This window comes from Microbacterium sp. Beta (genome assembly GCF_005502545.1).
Lineage (GTDB): Bacteria > Actinomycetota > Actinomycetes > Actinomycetales > Microbacteriaceae > Microbacterium > Microbacterium oxydans.
On sequence record NZ_SCOG01000026.1, the window covers coordinates 32279 to 48040 of the forward strand.

16 protein-coding genes, 1 tRNA gene and 1 pseudogene are annotated in these 15762 nt (G+C 69.8%); 4 read left to right on the forward strand and 14 right to left on the reverse strand.

The window, feature by feature from the left end:
• Positions 1-10: 10 nt before the first annotated feature.
• The gene (gene der, locus FFS56_RS17740; protein ID WP_218867908.1) at positions 11-1483 is read left to right on the forward strand and encodes a ribosome biogenesis GTPase Der; all 1473 of its coding nucleotides are present in this window, start codon (positions 11-13) and stop codon (positions 1481-1483) included.
• Positions 1484-1544: 61 nt separating this feature from the next.
• A complete protein-coding gene (locus tag FFS56_RS17745; protein ID WP_127012018.1) occupies positions 1545-2450 on the forward strand; it encodes an NUDIX domain-containing protein in 906 nt (301 codons plus the stop codon).
• A 51-nt stretch (positions 2451-2501) separates the two neighbouring features.
• Here the strand turns inward: FFS56_RS17745 and FFS56_RS17750 are convergent, their stop codons facing one another.
• The 5 genes from FFS56_RS17750 to FFS56_RS17770 all read right to left on the reverse strand — a co-directional run bounded on the left by FFS56_RS17750 (position 2502) and on the right by FFS56_RS17770 (position 6164).
• On the reverse strand, positions 2502-3929 hold the full coding sequence (locus FFS56_RS17750; protein WP_127012019.1) for an HNH endonuclease signature motif containing protein: 1428 nt from the start codon (positions 3927-3929) through the stop codon (positions 2502-2504).
• Between the two features lie 62 nt (positions 3930-3991).
• The gene (locus FFS56_RS17755; RefSeq protein WP_171011041.1) at positions 3992-4363 is read right to left on the reverse strand and encodes an RNA-binding S4 domain-containing protein; all 372 of its coding nucleotides are present in this window, start codon (positions 4361-4363) and stop codon (positions 3992-3994) included.
• Positions 4363-5088 carry a lysoplasmalogenase gene (locus FFS56_RS17760; protein WP_233437397.1) on the reverse strand — a complete coding sequence of 242 codons (726 nt, stop codon included), beginning with the start codon at positions 5086-5088 and terminating at the stop codon, positions 4363-4365. Before FFS56_RS17760 ends, FFS56_RS17755 begins: the two co-directional genes overlap by 1 nt.
• Positions 5085-5540, reverse strand: coding sequence for a hypothetical protein (locus FFS56_RS17765; RefSeq protein ID WP_127012020.1), 456 nt, complete (start codon positions 5538-5540; stop codon positions 5085-5087). Before FFS56_RS17765 ends, FFS56_RS17760 begins: the two co-directional genes overlap by 4 nt.
• A gap of 33 nt (positions 5541-5573) precedes the next feature.
• The gene (locus FFS56_RS17770) at positions 5574-6164 is read right to left on the reverse strand and encodes a GNAT family N-acetyltransferase (RefSeq protein ID WP_127012021.1); all 591 of its coding nucleotides are present in this window, start codon (positions 6162-6164) and stop codon (positions 5574-5576) included.
• Positions 6165-6361: 197 nt separating this feature from the next.
• Between FFS56_RS17770 and FFS56_RS17775 the strand changes: the two genes are divergently transcribed.
• Positions 6362-6435: transfer RNA gene (locus FFS56_RS17775), tRNA-Pro, on the forward strand.
• 208 nt (positions 6436-6643) lie between these two features.
• Here FFS56_RS17775 and FFS56_RS17780 read toward each other — a convergent pair.
• From FFS56_RS17780 to FFS56_RS17800, 5 genes are all read right to left on the reverse strand, one after another.
• Entirely contained in the window at positions 6644-7873 is a 1230-nt protein-coding gene (locus tag FFS56_RS17780) for a site-specific integrase (RefSeq protein ID WP_137772206.1), read from the reverse strand.
• Positions 7857-8069, reverse strand: coding sequence for a helix-turn-helix domain-containing protein (locus FFS56_RS17785; RefSeq protein WP_137772207.1), 213 nt, complete (start codon positions 8067-8069; stop codon positions 7857-7859). Before FFS56_RS17785 ends, FFS56_RS17780 begins: the two co-directional genes overlap by 17 nt.
• On the reverse strand, positions 8066-8656 hold the full coding sequence (locus FFS56_RS17790) for a hypothetical protein (RefSeq protein WP_137772208.1): 591 nt from the start codon (positions 8654-8656) through the stop codon (positions 8066-8068). The genes FFS56_RS17785 and FFS56_RS17790 overlap by 4 nt, the downstream gene beginning before the upstream one ends.
• Positions 8657-8737: 81 nt before the next feature.
• The gene (locus FFS56_RS17795) at positions 8738-10516 is read right to left on the reverse strand and encodes a TraM recognition domain-containing protein (RefSeq protein WP_137772209.1); all 1779 of its coding nucleotides are present in this window, start codon (positions 10514-10516) and stop codon (positions 8738-8740) included.
• Positions 10513-11028 carry a hypothetical protein gene (locus FFS56_RS17800; RefSeq protein ID WP_137772210.1) on the reverse strand — a complete coding sequence of 172 codons (516 nt, stop codon included), beginning with the start codon at positions 11026-11028 and terminating at the stop codon, positions 10513-10515. Before FFS56_RS17800 ends, FFS56_RS17795 begins: the two co-directional genes overlap by 4 nt.
• Positions 11029-11196: 168 nt before the next feature.
• On the opposite strand from FFS56_RS17800, the gene FFS56_RS17805 reads away from it, so the two are divergent.
• Complete coding sequence (locus FFS56_RS17805) at positions 11197-11565, forward strand: nuclear transport factor 2 family protein (RefSeq protein ID WP_137772211.1); 369 nt, start codon at positions 11197-11199, stop codon at positions 11563-11565.
• Positions 11566-11705: 140 nt separating this feature from the next.
• Here FFS56_RS17805 and FFS56_RS17810 read toward each other — a convergent pair whose 3' ends face one another.
• From FFS56_RS17810 to FFS56_RS20715, 4 genes and pseudogenes are all read right to left on the reverse strand, one after another.
• Positions 11706-13190, reverse strand: coding sequence for an ATP-binding protein (locus FFS56_RS17810; RefSeq protein WP_137772212.1), 1485 nt, complete (start codon positions 13188-13190; stop codon positions 11706-11708).
• On the reverse strand, positions 13187-13978 hold the full coding sequence (locus tag FFS56_RS17815) for a hypothetical protein (RefSeq protein WP_137772213.1): 792 nt from the start codon (positions 13976-13978) through the stop codon (positions 13187-13189). The genes FFS56_RS17810 and FFS56_RS17815 overlap by 4 nt, the downstream gene beginning before the upstream one ends.
• Before the next feature lie 54 nt (positions 13979-14032).
• Positions 14033-15499: an SCO6880 family protein gene (locus FFS56_RS17820; protein WP_137772335.1), complete on the reverse strand. Its 1467-nt coding sequence runs from the start codon at positions 15497-15499 to the stop codon at positions 14033-14035.
• A 3-nt stretch (positions 15500-15502) separates the two neighbouring features.
• Positions 15503-15762: pseudogene (locus FFS56_RS20715) on the reverse strand (conjugal transfer protein TrbL); the annotation flags it as partial.

Sequence of the window (15762 nt, forward strand, 5' to 3'; positions counted from 1 at the left end):
CGCCGAGAAGATGGACCAGCTCGACGAGCATCTCGCCGAGCAGCGTGCGGAGACCCTCCGCGCCGGCCTCTCCGACTACGAGCTGGACGACGAGGACGCGGAGCTCCTCGCGGGCATCACGCTCGGCGAGGACGGCATCCACTACAGTCCCGCACTTCCCGTGGTGGCGATCGTCGGACGGCCGAACGTGGGCAAGTCCGCGCTCGTGAACCGCATCCTCGGTCGCCGTGAGGCCGTCGTGGAGGACACCCCCGGTGTGACCCGCGACCGCGTGACGTACAAGGCGGAGTGGGGAGATCGTCGCTTCTCGCTCGTCGACACGGGCGGGTGGGAGCCGGACGCCCGCGGCATCGACCGCTCTGTCGCGATGCAGGCGGAGGTGGCGATAGACCTCGCCGACCTGGTGCTGTTCGTCGTCGACGCCATGGTGGGTGCGACCTCCACCGATGAGCACGTGGTGAAGCTGCTGCGCAAGAGCGGCAAGCCCGTGTTCCTGGTCGCCAACAAGATCGATGACGCCCGGCAGGAGCCGGAGACCGCAGCTCTGTGGAGCCTCGGTCTCGGCGAACCGCACCCGGTGTCCGCCATCCACGGACGCGGTGTCGCCGATCTGCTCGACGCCGTGATGAAGAAGCTTCCCGAGGTCTCGGCGGTCGCCAAGCAGGAGATCGGCGGACCCCGCCGGGTCGCCATCCTCGGTCGCCCGAATGTCGGCAAGTCGTCGCTGCTGAACAAGGCGGCCGGCGAGGAGCGGGTGGTCGTCAACGATCTCGCCGGCACCACGCGCGATCCGGTCGACGAGGTCGTGGAGCTGGGCGGCAAGATGTGGCGTCTGGTCGACACCGCCGGCATCCGTCGTCGCGTGCACATGGCGCAGGGCGCGGACTTCTACGCGTCGCTGCGCACCTCCGCTGCGCTGGAGAAGGCGGAGGTCGCTGTCGTCGTGCTCGACGTCTCCGAGTCGATCAGCGAGCAGGACGTGCGCATCATCGACCTGGTGCTGGAGTCGGGTCGTGCACTGGTCCTCGCGTTCAACAAGTGGGACCGCCTCAACGACGACGACCTCGAGAACGCCGATCGTCGTCGCTACCTCGAGCGCGAGATCGAGCAGGACCTCGCACACGTCGCCTGGGCCCCGCGCGTGAACATCTCCGCGAAGACCGGGCGTCACCTCGACAAGCTCGTTCCCGCCTTGGAGACCGCGCTGGAGAACTGGGACCGTCGTATTCCGACGGGCAAGTTCAACGCGTTCCTCGCGGAACTCGTGGCGGAGCACCCGCACCCGCTGCGTGGAGGCAAGCAGCCGCGCATCCTGTTCGGTACGCAGGCATCGACGCGCCCGCCGACGTTCGTGCTGTTCACGACCGGTTTCCTCGACCCCGGGTACCGCCGGTTCATCCAGCGGCGTCTGCGCGAGCTCTACTCGTTCGAGGGCACGCCGATCGTGATCAACATGCGCGTGCGCGAGAAGCGTCAGCGCTGATCTGTTCCGGCGCATGTCGCGCCGTGGTGCCGTCGCCCCGATGCTGTGAAAGGCTGAGGGTGTGACTGTCGTACCTCCTGCTTCCGGTGAGCCGCGTCGCCCCGAGGGGCCGCGGAATCCCGGCGATGCCTGGGTGATCTCGGAGTCGGGGGAGAAGTACTGGGGGCGCTTCGGCGCCGCCGGTCTTCTCGCCTACGATCCCGCGCGCGGGATCCTGCTGCAGCACCGCGTCTCCTGGAGCCACTTCGGGGGGACGTGGGGGCTTCCCGGCGGGGCGCTGCACGAGGGGGAGAGCGCGATCGACGGAGCCGTCCGCGAAGCCCAGGAAGAGGCCGGCGTGCCCGACGGTGCTGTGCGCGCCCGGTTCACGAGCGTGCTCGACCTCGGGATCTGGTCGTACACGACCGTCATCGCCGACGTGCAGGTGCCGTTCGAGCCGGTGATCAGCGACCCCGAGAGCGTCGCCCTGGAATGGGTGCCGGTGGATGAGGTCGACGCCCGCCCTTTGCACCCGGGGTTCGGGGCGTCGTGGCCTGCGCTGCGGGCGCTGCTCGGGACGCGTCCTGCGATCGTGGTGGATGCGGCGAACGTCGTCGGTTCGGTCCCGGACGGCTGGTGGAAGGACCGCGCCGGAGCGGCGGCTCGACTTCGCGGCCGTCTCGAACGCTTGGCTGTTCCCGCCGAGGAGCTGGAGCTCGGGGGAGATGTGTGGTTCCCCGAGGTCTCGCTGGTGGTCGAGGGACAGGCGCGAGGCATCCCCGACGAACCGGGACCCGTCCGCCTGGTACGTGCCGAGGCTGAGGGCGACGACGCGATCGTCGCTGAGATCGAGCGTCGGGTCGCGCGCGAGGAATCCGTCGTCGCCGTCACCAGCGACCGCGGCCTCAGGGAACGGGCCGATCACGCGGGCGCCGCGCACATCAGCTCGGCGGGATGGCTGCTCGAGTTGCTCGACGCGCAGGGCTGACGTGGAGTCCCTGCGTCGCGGTCCGGTCACCGTCGACCCGGAAGCCCGGCGTCAGACGAATATCACCCTTCGAGGGGGCGAATCGGCGTAGTCCCGGCCCAGTGGGCTGTGCCAGGTGACGCTGCCGTCTTTCTCCTGCTGAGCGGTCCACCGATGCGCCTCCGGAATGTCCGGGTGCTTGAGCGTGTGGTGATTCCGACAGAAGTGCGCGAGATTGTCGAGCGCGGTCGTGCCGCCCTTCGCATGATCGTGGTTGTGGTCGATCTCGCAGCGGTGCACCGGCATCCGGCATCCCGGGAACCGGCAGTGTCGGTCGCGCGCGCGGAGGAAACGCCGCATGCCCTCGGTCGGCGTATAGGTGTCGGTCTCCACGACCATGCCGGACGGGTCGAGGAACAGGCGGCTCCAGCCCGTGTTGCGCGCTGCGAGCTCGCGCGCGACGTCGGGGTGCAGCGCTCCGTGCCCGTCGAGCTCCGCCGGGTCATCGTCAGCGCCGGTGAGGGTGCTGGCTGCGATCGTCACCTGCACGCGGGCCTGGATGCCGTCGAGGCCGTCCCCGTGGGCGGCGCTCGGGTCTGCAGTGAGGAGCAGATCAGCGAAGAGGTCGGCCTGGGTCTGTGCCCACGTACGGGTGTCCGCCGGGAAACGCACGACGTCGGGGTCGGCCGTGAACGTGCTCACGTCGATGCCACGGATCACACGGTCATCGAGGATGTCGAACACCGGATCGTCGAGGGGGATGTCCTCGGGGCTGATGCCCTCACGCCCGTCGTCGAACCACCAGGGCGGAGGAACGACATCTCTGTCATCCCGGGCGCGTACGACCGCTCGTGCCATCTGATTCAGTCGGTCGGCGATGGCGGTGGCTATCCACTCGGGCAGCACGGCGGTGAGCAGCGCGAGCCCGTCGTCGAGCGACTTCACCGTCACGCACCGTTCCTCGGCCGCACGTCGGTGTCTGTCGACGAGCGTCTCGCCGACGAGGGCGGCGACGACCTGTCGAGCGTGCGCCTTGGTGCGCGCCGCGGTGTCCTGCTCGGCGACCACCAGCACCGCCGTCTCGAACAGCTCCATGACTGCCGGATCGATCTTGCGGTTGCGGATGGCCTCGGCCACGATGGCGCTGGCCCTGGCGATCTCGCGAACGTGTCCAGCGCTGACAGTGCCGCGCGAGAACGAAGCGCGGGTCGCGGGGAGATGGCCGACCAGGGCCTGGGCGTCTGCGAAGGCGAACTCCATGGACCCCTTCGGCAGGCGGCCGGCGGCCGAGAACTCCGCGACCATCGACCGGTAGATCGCCTCGCGGTGGAACGGGCTCGAGGCGACATCGGCATCGTGGATGGCGATCTGCTCCGTGAGCAGCTCGGCTGCCTCGGCTTCGAGTGCGGCGATGCGGCGACGGGTCGCGACCCAGGCGTCGAGAACTCGACGACGTTCCTCGAGATCGAGGTCGAGGTCGGGTTTCTTATCGTTCGCCATGCACTCAGTTTAGAACAAAGCTTCGAAAGCGAGAAGGTGCGGCCGCGATGCATGCCGAGATATCAGCTCGGGAGATCGTCGTTGCGGCCGCGCAACCGATCGATGTCGCGTCGTTCGCGTTTGGTCGGTCGCCCCGCTCCGCGGTCGCGTACGCCCAGTGCTGCCTGAGGCTCTCGTTCGGGCGTCCGGTCGTCGTAGGCGAGAGCGGCGACGGGAGCGCCGACACGCTTCACGAGCAGCTGGCGGACGAAGAGGATTCGATCGAACCCGGCGATCCTGATGCGGACCTCGTCGCCGACCCGGATCTGCTGCGCGGCCTTCACCCTGTCTCCGTTCACGCGTACATGCCCCGCGCGGCATGCCGTCGTCGCCGCCGAGCGCGTCTTGTAGACACGGATCGCCCAGAGCCAGCTGTCGATGCGTGCGGCATCCATCAGGAACTCCTCTTCCTCAGTGCCACGAGAGCGCCGGACACGATCAGTCCCTGCCCGATCGTGTAGGTGAGCATCACGGCGGGGCTGCTCCAGGGCGGCAGTGAATCGGGGAGGAAGAGTCGGAAAGCGAGGATCGTGTCGCTCGCGAGGAAGAACGACCCTCCGACGGCGATGACGGGATGGCAGCGCGCGGAGAAGGCGGCGGTCCCCGCGAGCACCAGTCCGTAGAGAGCGACGGCGACGAGAAGGCCACCGGTGTGCGGACCGAGCACGGCGATCATGGCGACCCACCAGCCGGCGTACACGAGAGCCCACCAGGGCATGCGCCGGGTCGACAGGTGACGTGCGAAGAGCAGGATGTAGGCCACGTGGGCGATGCCGAAGAACAGCAGCATCAGGGGCAGTTCGGGGCCGCCGGGGAAGAATGTTCCGGCTCCGTCGCCGAGCCAGGAGAAGAACACGGCAGCAAGCAGCAGGATCAGCGCGGAGGGCGGAACGAGGCGTCGCGCAGAGACCACGACCGGAACAGCCAGCAGCGGCATCAGGAGCAGCTTGGTGGGCGCGGCGAGCGGGCTGTCGACCGCCAGCAGGATGATGTGGAGGAGAGACACGACGGCGTAGGGGAGGAACGCCGAGGCGAAGAGCACGCGGCGCCGCTGGAGTTCGTCGTCGTGTCGCGGCGCTGACGGCACCTGCGACCCGTCCCGCATGGCGCTGCTGTTCACGATTCGACGGTGACCTCGACGACGCTGTCGTCGACACCGAGATGCACAGCCGGCCAGTATCCCTCGGGGAAGTGCTCGCCGCAGCCGTCGGTCAGATGGAGAACGACCGTGCCGTCGGCGGCCGCTTCGATGGCCTCAACGGCGAGGTCTGTGCTGGCCTCGTCGAGCTCGAGACTTCCCGGTTCGCCGGCGCTGAACTTCGTGACGACGGCATCCGTGGCGATGCGTCGCACGATGTCGAGTCGCTTCACCGTGTCGCGCAGTCGGGGGAGCAGAGGTTCGACCTCATCAGGGGCCGTGCCTTCCATCATCAACTCGAGGTCGGTGCCGTGGACCGAGATCGTGCCGACGAACCAATCGTGTGTCAGCACCGTCCCATCGGTGAGCTCCGAGCGTGCACGCGTGAACGTGCCGAGCTCGGGATCGTCGATGGTCGGAGTCTCGTTGCTCATGACTTCACGCTAGCGGCTTCTCATCGGTTGCGATCATCCGTCGTCATCGAAGGAGAGTGCCACGAGCGTGCGGCCCGGCTTGAGCTCGGCCCGTTCCATGAAGCAGGCTGCGAGGAACGTCCCGAGCGTGCCGTGGAAGAGGTCGTTGGAGCGCTGCTTCTCGCCGCGGGTATCGACGGGATACCCCTCGATGAGGCGCGCCCCGGATTCTCGGGCGTACTCCACGGCCGCGCGCAAGAGCTCAAGGTTGAGCCCGCCGCCACGGTGCTCTCGGCGCACGACGAAGCACGTCACCGCCCAGACCGACTCGTCATCGAACGGCTCGGTGCTCGCCGCAGCGATGATGCGCGTGCGAGGAACCCTGGCTTGGCGCGTGCGGGGGCCGATGCGGATCCAACCGGCAGCCTCGCCGTCGACGTAGGCGACGATCCCCGGAGGCGGCCCCTCGTCGATCTCGGTGCGGAACATCTCGGTGCGCTGCGGCGTCGTGGTCGCGCTCCAGTCCTTGTTGCTCAGCACGGGCCAGATGCACTGGCAACTGGCGCCGTCCCCGCCACCCGTGAGCGCGTGCTGGACATCATCCCAGCGTGCCGTCGTCGCCAGCTCGGTCGTGATCGTCGCCATGACGCGACGCTACGCGGGGCATCCGACACTCGCAACGCCTCGGTTCGCGGAGGGGGTGCGGATACGGCTAAGATAGGGGAGTTGCCTGCGCGAGAGCGCAGAACAACGGGATGTGGCGCAGCTTGGTAGCGCACCTGACTGGGGGTTAAGGGGTTTACCCCTCCCGGGCGGCCCAAAACAACTGAAAATCGATGCCACGGGCTGTGGCGCAGCTTGGTAGCGCACCTGACTGGGGGTCAGGGGGTCGCAGGTTCAAATCCTGTCAGCCCGACGTAAAAGCCCAGGTGAGAGTAGGTTTCTCGCCTGGGCTTCATCATGTCCGGGGGTGGTTTTCTTTGGTCCCCCTCTGGTCCCCCCGGCATGGTGCGGGACGACCGCCTGTGGACGCGCAGGGTGCCGCGGACCGGCTTCCTGTGGATAAGGGGACCAAAAGGGGACCAGAGCGCTTCCGGGACCACTCCCGCTGGCTGCGGAGCGCATCACAGAGTCCTGGCCGCGGGGCTGCCGCGGCGGGCCTGCCTGCGCTGTCCGGCGGCGGAGAGGAAGGCGTTGGCCTGCTCGGCCGCCGACGCGAGGTGGCGGTCGTCGGGGTGTAGATAGCCGCGAGTGGTCTCCATCGAGGCGTGCCCGAGGATGTCCTGGAGTACGTGCAGCGGGATGCCGGCGTCGGCCATCCAGGTCGCCCCGGTGTGCCGCAGCCCGTGGCGGGTGAGGTCGGGCAGGCCGAGCTTGGCGACGATGCCGTCCCAGTTGGTGGCGTCGCGGACGGTCGCGGTGGTGAGGTAGCCGCCCTTCGGGCCGACCAGCAACGAGTCCTCCGGCTGCTTGCCGTCGGCAAGGCGTTCCAGCACGGGCCGGAGAGGTTCCAGGATCGGCACGCGGCGCTCTTTGCGGCTCTTGGTCGGCTTGGTGACCAGGCCGCCCTTGCCGGGGAAGACCTGCCGGCGGATCACGACGAGGTTCTTGCCGAAGTCCACGTCCCCGACCTGCAACCCGGACACCTCCGAGGAACGGGCCGCGAGCAGCGCCGCGAGCATCACGAAGTCGCTGTAGGACTGATGCACTTTCCCGCACGCCGTGGCGAGTCGGTTGAGGGTCTTCATGTCCGGGATCGCGTGCGCCCGCGGGGAGGCGTGTTCGGCGGACTGTCCGCGGAAGGCGTTGCGGTTCAGGCTCCGCTTGGCCCGGTTCTTCGCCGGATTGATGGTCAGCAGCCCATCGCGCACCGCCTCGTCCAGCACCCGCACCAGCGGAGCGATGGTGTTCTTGATCGTGGACGCCCCGTGCCGCTTCTCCCACTCATCGATGGTGCGGTCGATGATGCCCGCGGTGATCTGGGTGACCGGCAGGTGCCCGAGCGCGGGCAGCACCCGCAGCTTCAGCCCGTACCCGTAGGTCTCGCCGGTGGAGGTCGGGTCCAGGCCGCGTGCCCACCTGTCTCCGATGGAGGTGACGAACTCCAGCAGCGTCATGGACACGTCCATGCCCTTGGTCGAGGAGTTGCGGAGCTGGTCGAAGAAGGCGTGGGCGGCCGCTTCGTCCCGCACGATCTCCGAGCGGATCACGCGGCGCTTGGTGTTCGGGTCGGTCCATCGGGCGCGGGCGCGGATGCCGTAGGAGCGGCGTTCCATGTCCGTGGAGACCTTCACCCCGATCGGCGGGACCGGCTTGGGCTCAGCGGTCGGCTGCGGCTCAGCTCTCCGCGGCATGGTCGTGTTCCAGCTCGTCCAGCCAGCGGTCCACGGCATCGAGCCGGTAGCGGGCGATCCCGCCGAGCCGTAGGAACGGCGGCCCGGTGCCGGCTGAGCGCCACCGCGACAGCGTGGACTCCGACACCTTCAAGTACGTGGCGACTTCCCGGCTGTGCATCAGCGGAGACACCAGGAGCGTTCCGTTGTCGCTCACGACACTTCTCCGGTGTCGGTGTCGGGGTCGAGGTCGCGGTAGAAGGCGTCCTCGGCGTCGCGGCGGTCTTGGACGTCGGCCATGACGAACTCCACGAACTCGGCGTCGCGGTCGATGATCGGGATGTCCTCGATCGGGTCGGCGGGGTCCTCGCCGGGCCAGACGGTCTGCCGGGTGGGGCGGTCGTGGTCGAGCTTGGTGCCCGACGCTGCGACCCATTCGCGGAGACGTTGGCGGGCGTCGGCGAAGTCGCGGTGCCAGCCGAGCGGGGCGGAGCCTTCTTGCTCGGGGTCGTAGGCGCACAGCCAGTGCAGGTGCAGCGCGGACAGCTCCCACAGCAGCTCGGGGTGGGCGTACCAAGCCGGCGGGATCACGGCGGCGGGCAGGCCGTAGGTGTGCCGGAGCCAGTCCACCCACCGGTTCAGTTCCAGCCACTCGACCTCGGCGTCGTCGGCGTTGAGCAGGTTCCAGTTGACCGGGTGAGGCGGCTCGGCGACCAGCGGGTCCTCGAAGCCGTCGTCGGTGTCGTCCAGGTCCGGGTCGGGAACCTCGTCCAGGGCGGGGTCCTCGTGCGGGGTGTCGGACATGCTCTGCTCCTGTCTGCTCACGCACCCGGTCATGCCGGGGCTCGCTGTGGCAAGCAGGTGGGCCACGACGCGTCTGCACGTTCAGGCGTCGGTGCGGCGCAGCAGCGCCTCGATCTCCGCACGGTCGGCGGTGAGCTGGGCGGCATCGGGTCGCTTGGGCCACGGGTGCAGGTCCGTGACGATCGGGGGCGCGGAGCGCAGCAGCACGATCCCGGTGCCGAACGGGATTCGGCGGATGCGGTCGGGCGGGAAGATCGGGATGCGGCGGACGGAGCGCTGGTTGGAGCGGGTGCCGTGGTCGCCGAGGGTCACGCTGTCGGTGTACTCGTCGCGTTCCCCGACCAGTGCGCTCAGGTCTTGCAGATCGCGGCTGTTGGACGCGCCGCCGAGGATCACCTTGACGATCGAGGCGTCCCAGATCGCGCCGGCCTGGTGCTCGTTCCACTTATCCCTCGCCTGCGCAAGCGACTGGAGCACCGGCATCGTCGTGATGCCCGAGCCGCCGCCTTCGGCCATGAGGGTCGGCAGCGACGGCAACGGGCTGAGGTTGGCTATCTCGTCCAGTGCCAGCAGCATCGGCGGATCGAGCCGCGCGCCGGGTGAGCGCGCAGCGAGGCGGCGGGCGGTCTCGATCAGGTCTTCCACCAGAGCGGCGACGAGGGCGGCGCTGGCTCCTGCACCGGAGCCGGTTGCCAGGAGGAACAGGGTGCCGCGGTTCTGGATGAAGTGCTCGGGGTCGAAGCCCTCACCGGGACCGGGTGAGACGGCGTCGAGCACTCTGGGGTCGGCGAGCGATCCGAGGGCGAGGGACACGCCTTGCCAGATGGAGTCTCGGGTGCGGGGGTCGGAGTCGATCATCGCTTCCAGCGACTCGGCCCATCCGGTCGCCGCCTGGGTGGAGCCGGTCAAAATCGCCACCGCGTCGGCGGCCGCGGTCGGGTCGAGGGTCCAGCGGAACAGCTCAGCCGGTGGCCGGTGGTCGATCGCGGCGGCGTGCAGGAGCGATTGCAGCGCGGCCCGGGTCTTGCCTTCCCAGAACCCGCCGCCATCGACGCCGCCCGAGGCGAGGCCGGTGCCGGCGGCGAGCCCGGTGGCGCGGATCATCGCGGTCTGCGGGGAATCGCAGCCTCGGATCGGTGACCACCGCATCCCGGCCGGCAGGCCCTCGGCGAGGTGTTGCGGGTCGAAGATCGCGACCGGCCCGACCCGGCGGCGGGCGCGCATGGTCGCGGTCAGGTTGTCGGGACGGGTCGAGGTCACCACGACGGCCCCGGGCGCGTCGAGGATCGCCGGGATCACCAGATGCAGGCCTTTACCGGAGCGGGGCGGGCCGATGACCATGATCGAGTCCTCGACCGACGCCCACACGCTCGCGCCCTTGGAGACGCCGAGACGGTAGCCGACATCTCGTGGCCGGGGATCATCCAGGCCGGGGCGCAGGTTCCCTGCGCGGCGCAGCAGCGCCTTCTCGGACGCGGCGGTGATGACCTCATGCCGGGTGGCGATGCCTGCCATGCGTCGCGGGTCTTGCTCGACCCGGTGCGTGTGCCGCCGCAGCCGCGACCAGACCCACACGGCGCCGGTGACGAGCACGGCGAGCAGGACGCTCGTGACGAGCCAGTAGACGACCGGGCTCAGGCCGGGCGCGTCCAGGGCAGCGGCCGGATCGCCAGGATCGAACAGCACACCGATCCCGGACGCGGGACCGCCGGCGGGCTGACCGGCGCCGGTGAACCAAGCCGCGACCGATCCGGCACCGCGTAGCACGAGAGCGGCGCCGAACAGGCCGACCAGCCCGATCATCGCGGCGTTGGTCAGCTCGTCTCCGAACGAGCCGGTCTGCCGGCCCTGACTGTTCATGGCAGCCGCCGGATGATCGTGGTGCCGGAGATGCGACCGACCAGCAGCACCTCCACGACCCCGCCCGGAGCATCCGGCCCGAGTCGGGCAGGGTCGATCAGGGCGCGGGCGGTGCCGGTGCCGGAGGCGTCGGTGTGCCCGGTGACGACGGCGACCGCGACGTCCTCGCCAGGAACGAACCCGTCACCGGTGACGGTGTGGAACACCGGCAGCGAATCCGACGCTGACTCTGGTGCGGGTGGTGGGCGGGAGGGTCGGCGGCGTTGGGGCGCGATGATGTCGGTGAAGGTCGTTCCGTCCGCCTCGCGGACCTCGACCCGCGACGGGATCGTCCGCTCGTTGGTGGCGCGGTCGATGATCTGTCCGAACGAGGAACGCCGCCACGACCCCGTGGCCGGGTCCGGGACCAGCGGATTCCCGTCGACCGTGACCGCTACGGTCCCGTCCTCATGCACGTCGAGCACGATGAGCGGAATGGATACGGGAACAGATTCGGGCTCGGGCTTCCTCATGGCCGCGAGGTGAGCCAGAGTCCTCCTGCGTGAAAGCGGCGCGGCTCAGGTCAGGATTCGTGAACGTCCGGGGAACCAACCGGGAGCACCAACCGCTACCTCGACACCCGCGAACACCTCGACCTCACCTCGTAGGCTTGAAGCCCCGGCGATCGAAGGAGACACACCGTGCTCGACGAGCTGCTCGACCTCGAACACCAGGGATGGAAGTCCCTCTGTGACAGCACCGGCGCGGACTTCTACGGGCAGATCATGTCCAGCGACGGCGTCATGATCCTCGCCCACGGCCAGGTCTTCGACCGGAAGGCCGTCATCGACTCCCTGAACGAAGCGCCCCCGTGGCGGACCTACGACATCACTGACGAGCAACTCATCGCCCTCAGCGAAGATCACGCGATCCTCGTCTACACCGGCCGCGCCTACCGCGACGAGGACGAGCCCGCGTTCGTCGCCCTCATGTCCAGCGTCTACACCCGACAGGACGGCACCTGGCGACTCGCCCTCTATCAGCAGACACCCGTCCCGACCCAGCCGTAGAACCACACCCCTCGGGGCGCCCCGAGCGCCAACCCGGCTACCGAGCGCCGGGATGTTCCGCAAACATCCACCCCCACCCAGCCCAGAGACCTCCTGGACATTGAAGTTCCCGCCAGAACCGTCAATGTTCATGCGAACTTCTAGACGTTCCCGGTCATGCGGGCGGTGGTGTCGAACGCGGCCAGCTCGGCGGGATGGAGCTGGTGCTGCACGACGAACGACCTGTCCTTGATCCGCCAGAGCCCTTGCCCGGTGCCGAGTCCCGGCAGGAGACGTTGCTCGGTGCCGGTGAGCCCGAGGGCGGCGGCGGTGGGGCCGAGCTGGTCGGTCTCTTGCCGGTAGACGATCCGGGTCTCGGCGTTCGCCAGCAGGCTGTTCGCCAGCGCACGGTTCGCCGAGCCCAGGTCGCCGACGTTCTCCAGGTCGGTGAGCTTGTGGAACACGAGCAGGTTCGCCAGCCCGTAGTGGCGGGCGAGCCGCCAGTGGGCGTCCATCCGCCGCAGCAGCGCCGGATGTGACATGAGCCGCCAGGCCTCGTCGTAGATGACCCATCGGCGTCCGCCGTTCGGGTCCAGCAGCGCGGCTTCCATCCATGCCGATGAGCAGGTCATCAGGACGCTGATGAGGGTGCTGTTCTCGGTGACGCGGGACAGGTCCAGGCTGACCATCGGCAGCGACGGATCGAACCGGACGGTGCTCGGTCCATCGAACAGGCCAGCCAGGTCACCGGCGACGAGCCTTCGGAGCGCGTGCCCGACTTGGCGGCCGTCTTCGGTGAGCCGCCCGTCTGGGTCGTCGGCGGGGTCGGGGCGCAGCAGCCGCTCGACCACCATCGGCAGGATCGGCACGTCGGCGTTGCGCACCGCCCCGGCCAGGGCGGTGTCGATCGCGGTGTGTTCCAGTGGCGCGAGCGGGCGGTCCAGCACGGTCTCGGTGAGCGCGCCGAGCAGATCACGGCGCCGCGCGGCGAGGGTGATAGCCCATTCCTGGTCGCTGAGCCCGGCGGGTCGGTAGCCCTCATCGAGCGGGTTGAGGCGGTTGCCCATCCCGTGCCCGAGGATGATCGCCTTGCCGCCTACGGCTTCGGCGACGCCGCTGTGCTCTCCTTTGGGGTCGCCGGGAACGTAGACGCGGTAGCCGAAGGGCAGGCTGCGGGTGTAGAGGCTCTTGGCGAGCGACGATTTCCCGGAGCCGACGATCCCGGCCAGGATCAGGTTCGGGGCAGTGATGATGCCCCGCTGGTACAGCACCCACGGGTCGTACACGAACGACGACCCGCTGTAGAGGTCCTGGCCGATGAACATTCCCTGCGGCCCGAGCCCGGCTTCGGCGAGGAACGGGTAGTGGCCGGCGAGTACGGCGCTGGTGTCCTGATGCCTCGGCAGTCGGAACCGTCCCGGTGTGCGGAGCTGTGCCGGGCCGGGCTCACCCGCCGGCGGCAGGTAGACCGTGGCGCGACGTTCCGCGCGCTCAGCCTCCATCCGGGCTCGCGCTGTCGCCTTCTCGGCCTGGCGCTGCTCCGCGACCAGCCGGGCGGCGGCGTGTCGTCGCTGCTTGCGCGCCCGCCGCCGCTCGGAGGCGGGCGCGACGAGGACAGCGGTGTGCAGCTTCTCGTCGCGGCTCACAGCGACAGCCCCCGGCTCTGCTTGACCGACGCGACACCGGGATGCCCGAACCACGACTTGTCGCGGCCGCCGCTACGCTGTGTGGTCTCGCGGGTCGCGGTCGGCGAACGCCGAACCAACGCGGACGTTTCGGCGGGCGGGTCGATGGCGTCTTCGGGGCGGATCAGGTGTCGCCGGTAGAGGGCGACGTGCCCGGCCTGCGGGTTGTAGGTCATCGCGTAGTCGCCGGTCTCGGCCTGACGGTCCCCGGCGTAGACCGGGGCGCTGTCGTGTAGGTCGCCGTTGTCCAAGGCGGCGTCAGTGGTCTCGGTCCCGTAGTCCCATCCGGACAAATGCTCGATCCCCGCCTCCGGCCCCTCGCGGTCGATGAGATCGAGCACCCGGTCGGCTTCCTCACCGTGCAGGAACACGATCCCGACCCACCGTTCCGTCAGCGGCCCGTGGGGGTTCCAGACGATCCGGCCGGAGTGGGTCATTGCGGCGTTGAGGCGGTCGTGGGCCTGGTCGATGAGCGTGCCGGTCTGGTGCAGCTCGTCGGCCGCCGACTGCGCCTCCACCGCGCCGCCGGCCAAGTCGCGGGCTTCGTCGATGACCTGGTGCTGATGGTTCAGATGGACGGCGGCGAGCTGATCCAGGACTTGCCGGAGCGAGCGCATCCCACCCAGCAGGTCACCGATCACCGCGTAGGTATCGGACGGATCCTCGATCGTGCGGGTGGCGTGCGCGAGCCCGCGCAACGCCTCGTACGCCTCATGGGCGTCGCGGGCGGGATCGGTGAACGTGGGCATCACGGGCCTCCATCCGTGCAGGGTCTCTCGATGCCGGCCAGGTGAGCCCGCAGGTCACACCGTCCGGCACAGCGGCAGCGCTGCCGCGGTGAACGCCGCCGCTTGCTGGCCGACGAGCCGGCGGGTCTCGCAGGAGGCTTGGATCGCGGCCTGCTCGACCGCCGCGGTTGCGGCTTCCAGCTCGTCGAGGGTGGGCGCGGAGACGCTGATGAGGCCGGAGACGCGGAGCACCCCGTGTCCGGCGGTCAGGTCGGCTTCCTGTTGCAGCACGTCCTGGTACTCGGCGGTCTGGGCGGCGTCCTCGATCTGTCCCATCCGGGCGCGCTGGGCGGCGTCTGAGATGTGTTCGACTTTCTTCTTGCGGATGTCGCGGGCGGCCTGGTCGGAGCGCATCGGGGTGTAGATCAGCGACACCGACCGTTGGATGCCGGTGGACAGCAGCACCGGGGCGAGGAACCCCGGATAGACCATCGACCGCGGCCACTCCGATACCCACAGGACGGCATGCCAAGCGGAGTCGGTGCGCAGGGTGCCCCAGCTCTCGGTGACAGCCACAGGGCCGGCGGTGGCGAGGTCTTGGCCGAGCCGTCCGTGCCGTTCCAGCGTCGCGGCCACGGCCGGGTCGTAGGCCGAGCGCAGGATCACCGCGACCTGGCCGGGGCCGAGCCACCCGACCGGGGTCAGGTCCGCCGACCGGAGCGCGGCGGTCAGGGTCGCCATCTCCTGGCGGAGCACCGCGGCGGCGCCGCGGATGCCGCCGCCGGCGGTCCTGATCTGCCGGGCGCTGGTCTTCATGTCCAGGCTTAGGCTGATCGTGGTGGCGTGCCGTTCCCCGGCGGGACCGGCCCGCTCGATCAGTTCGGCGTAGGTGGTCGCGGCCCAGGATTCGTCGGCGGTGCCGTGCTCGGCCCACCATTCGGCCAGCCCGGTCCCGGAGTCCGGCAGGGTGCGTTCGAGCACTTGCAGCGTCGCGATCCGCCCCGACCGGCACACCGTGGCGAGCACCCGCCCCCAGGAGGTGACCCGGCGTTCCTGCTCGCCGGGATCGAGCAGCACGAACGCGGGATGGGTGACCTCGCAGACCACGGTGAGCCTGCGCTGGCGGGGGTCGTGGATCATGCACGCCCCGGTTTCGGGGTCCAGATGCTCCCGTAGCCGGGCCATGTCGCCGGGCAGCGCGAGATTGCCTGCCGGGCGGGGTCTGACGATCCGCCGCCGATACAGCAGTTGCCCGCCGGTGGAGCGCCACAGCCACCAGCACACGACGGGGAGCCATTCGACCATCGGCCGCCCGGCGATGGGCATCCAGGTCAGCACCGCGGCCAGCACCCAGATCGGGGCGGTGTAGGCCAGTACCATCCCCGCGCCGGCATAGAACGCCGCCAGCAGCGTCAGCCCGCCGATGCCTGCGGCCACGAGCTGGGAGACCGACAGGCCCAGCAGCACACCCCGCCGGGTGAGACGGGAGAACTTCACCGGGGTCAGCTCGCTCCCGGGCGCCTTCCGTTCCCTCGTGGACATGCGTCACTCCTTCCCGGTGCGCGGCGGCGCCGGCTTGGACGGTGCGGGCGTGCGCGGCTGGGGCGCGGAGGGCGGCGGGGGCGTCTTCGACGGCGCCGCGCCCCCACCACCGGCTTGCCCCTCGGCGCCGCTCGCGGCGGTCTCCGCCTGGCCCGCGACCGCCTTGCCGGCCCTCGGCCCGGCTTCGGCGGCTCCCTTGGCGACCTGCGCACCGACGACGACCGCAGCCGCGGGACCCGCCGCAGCAGCACCCGCCCCGGCAC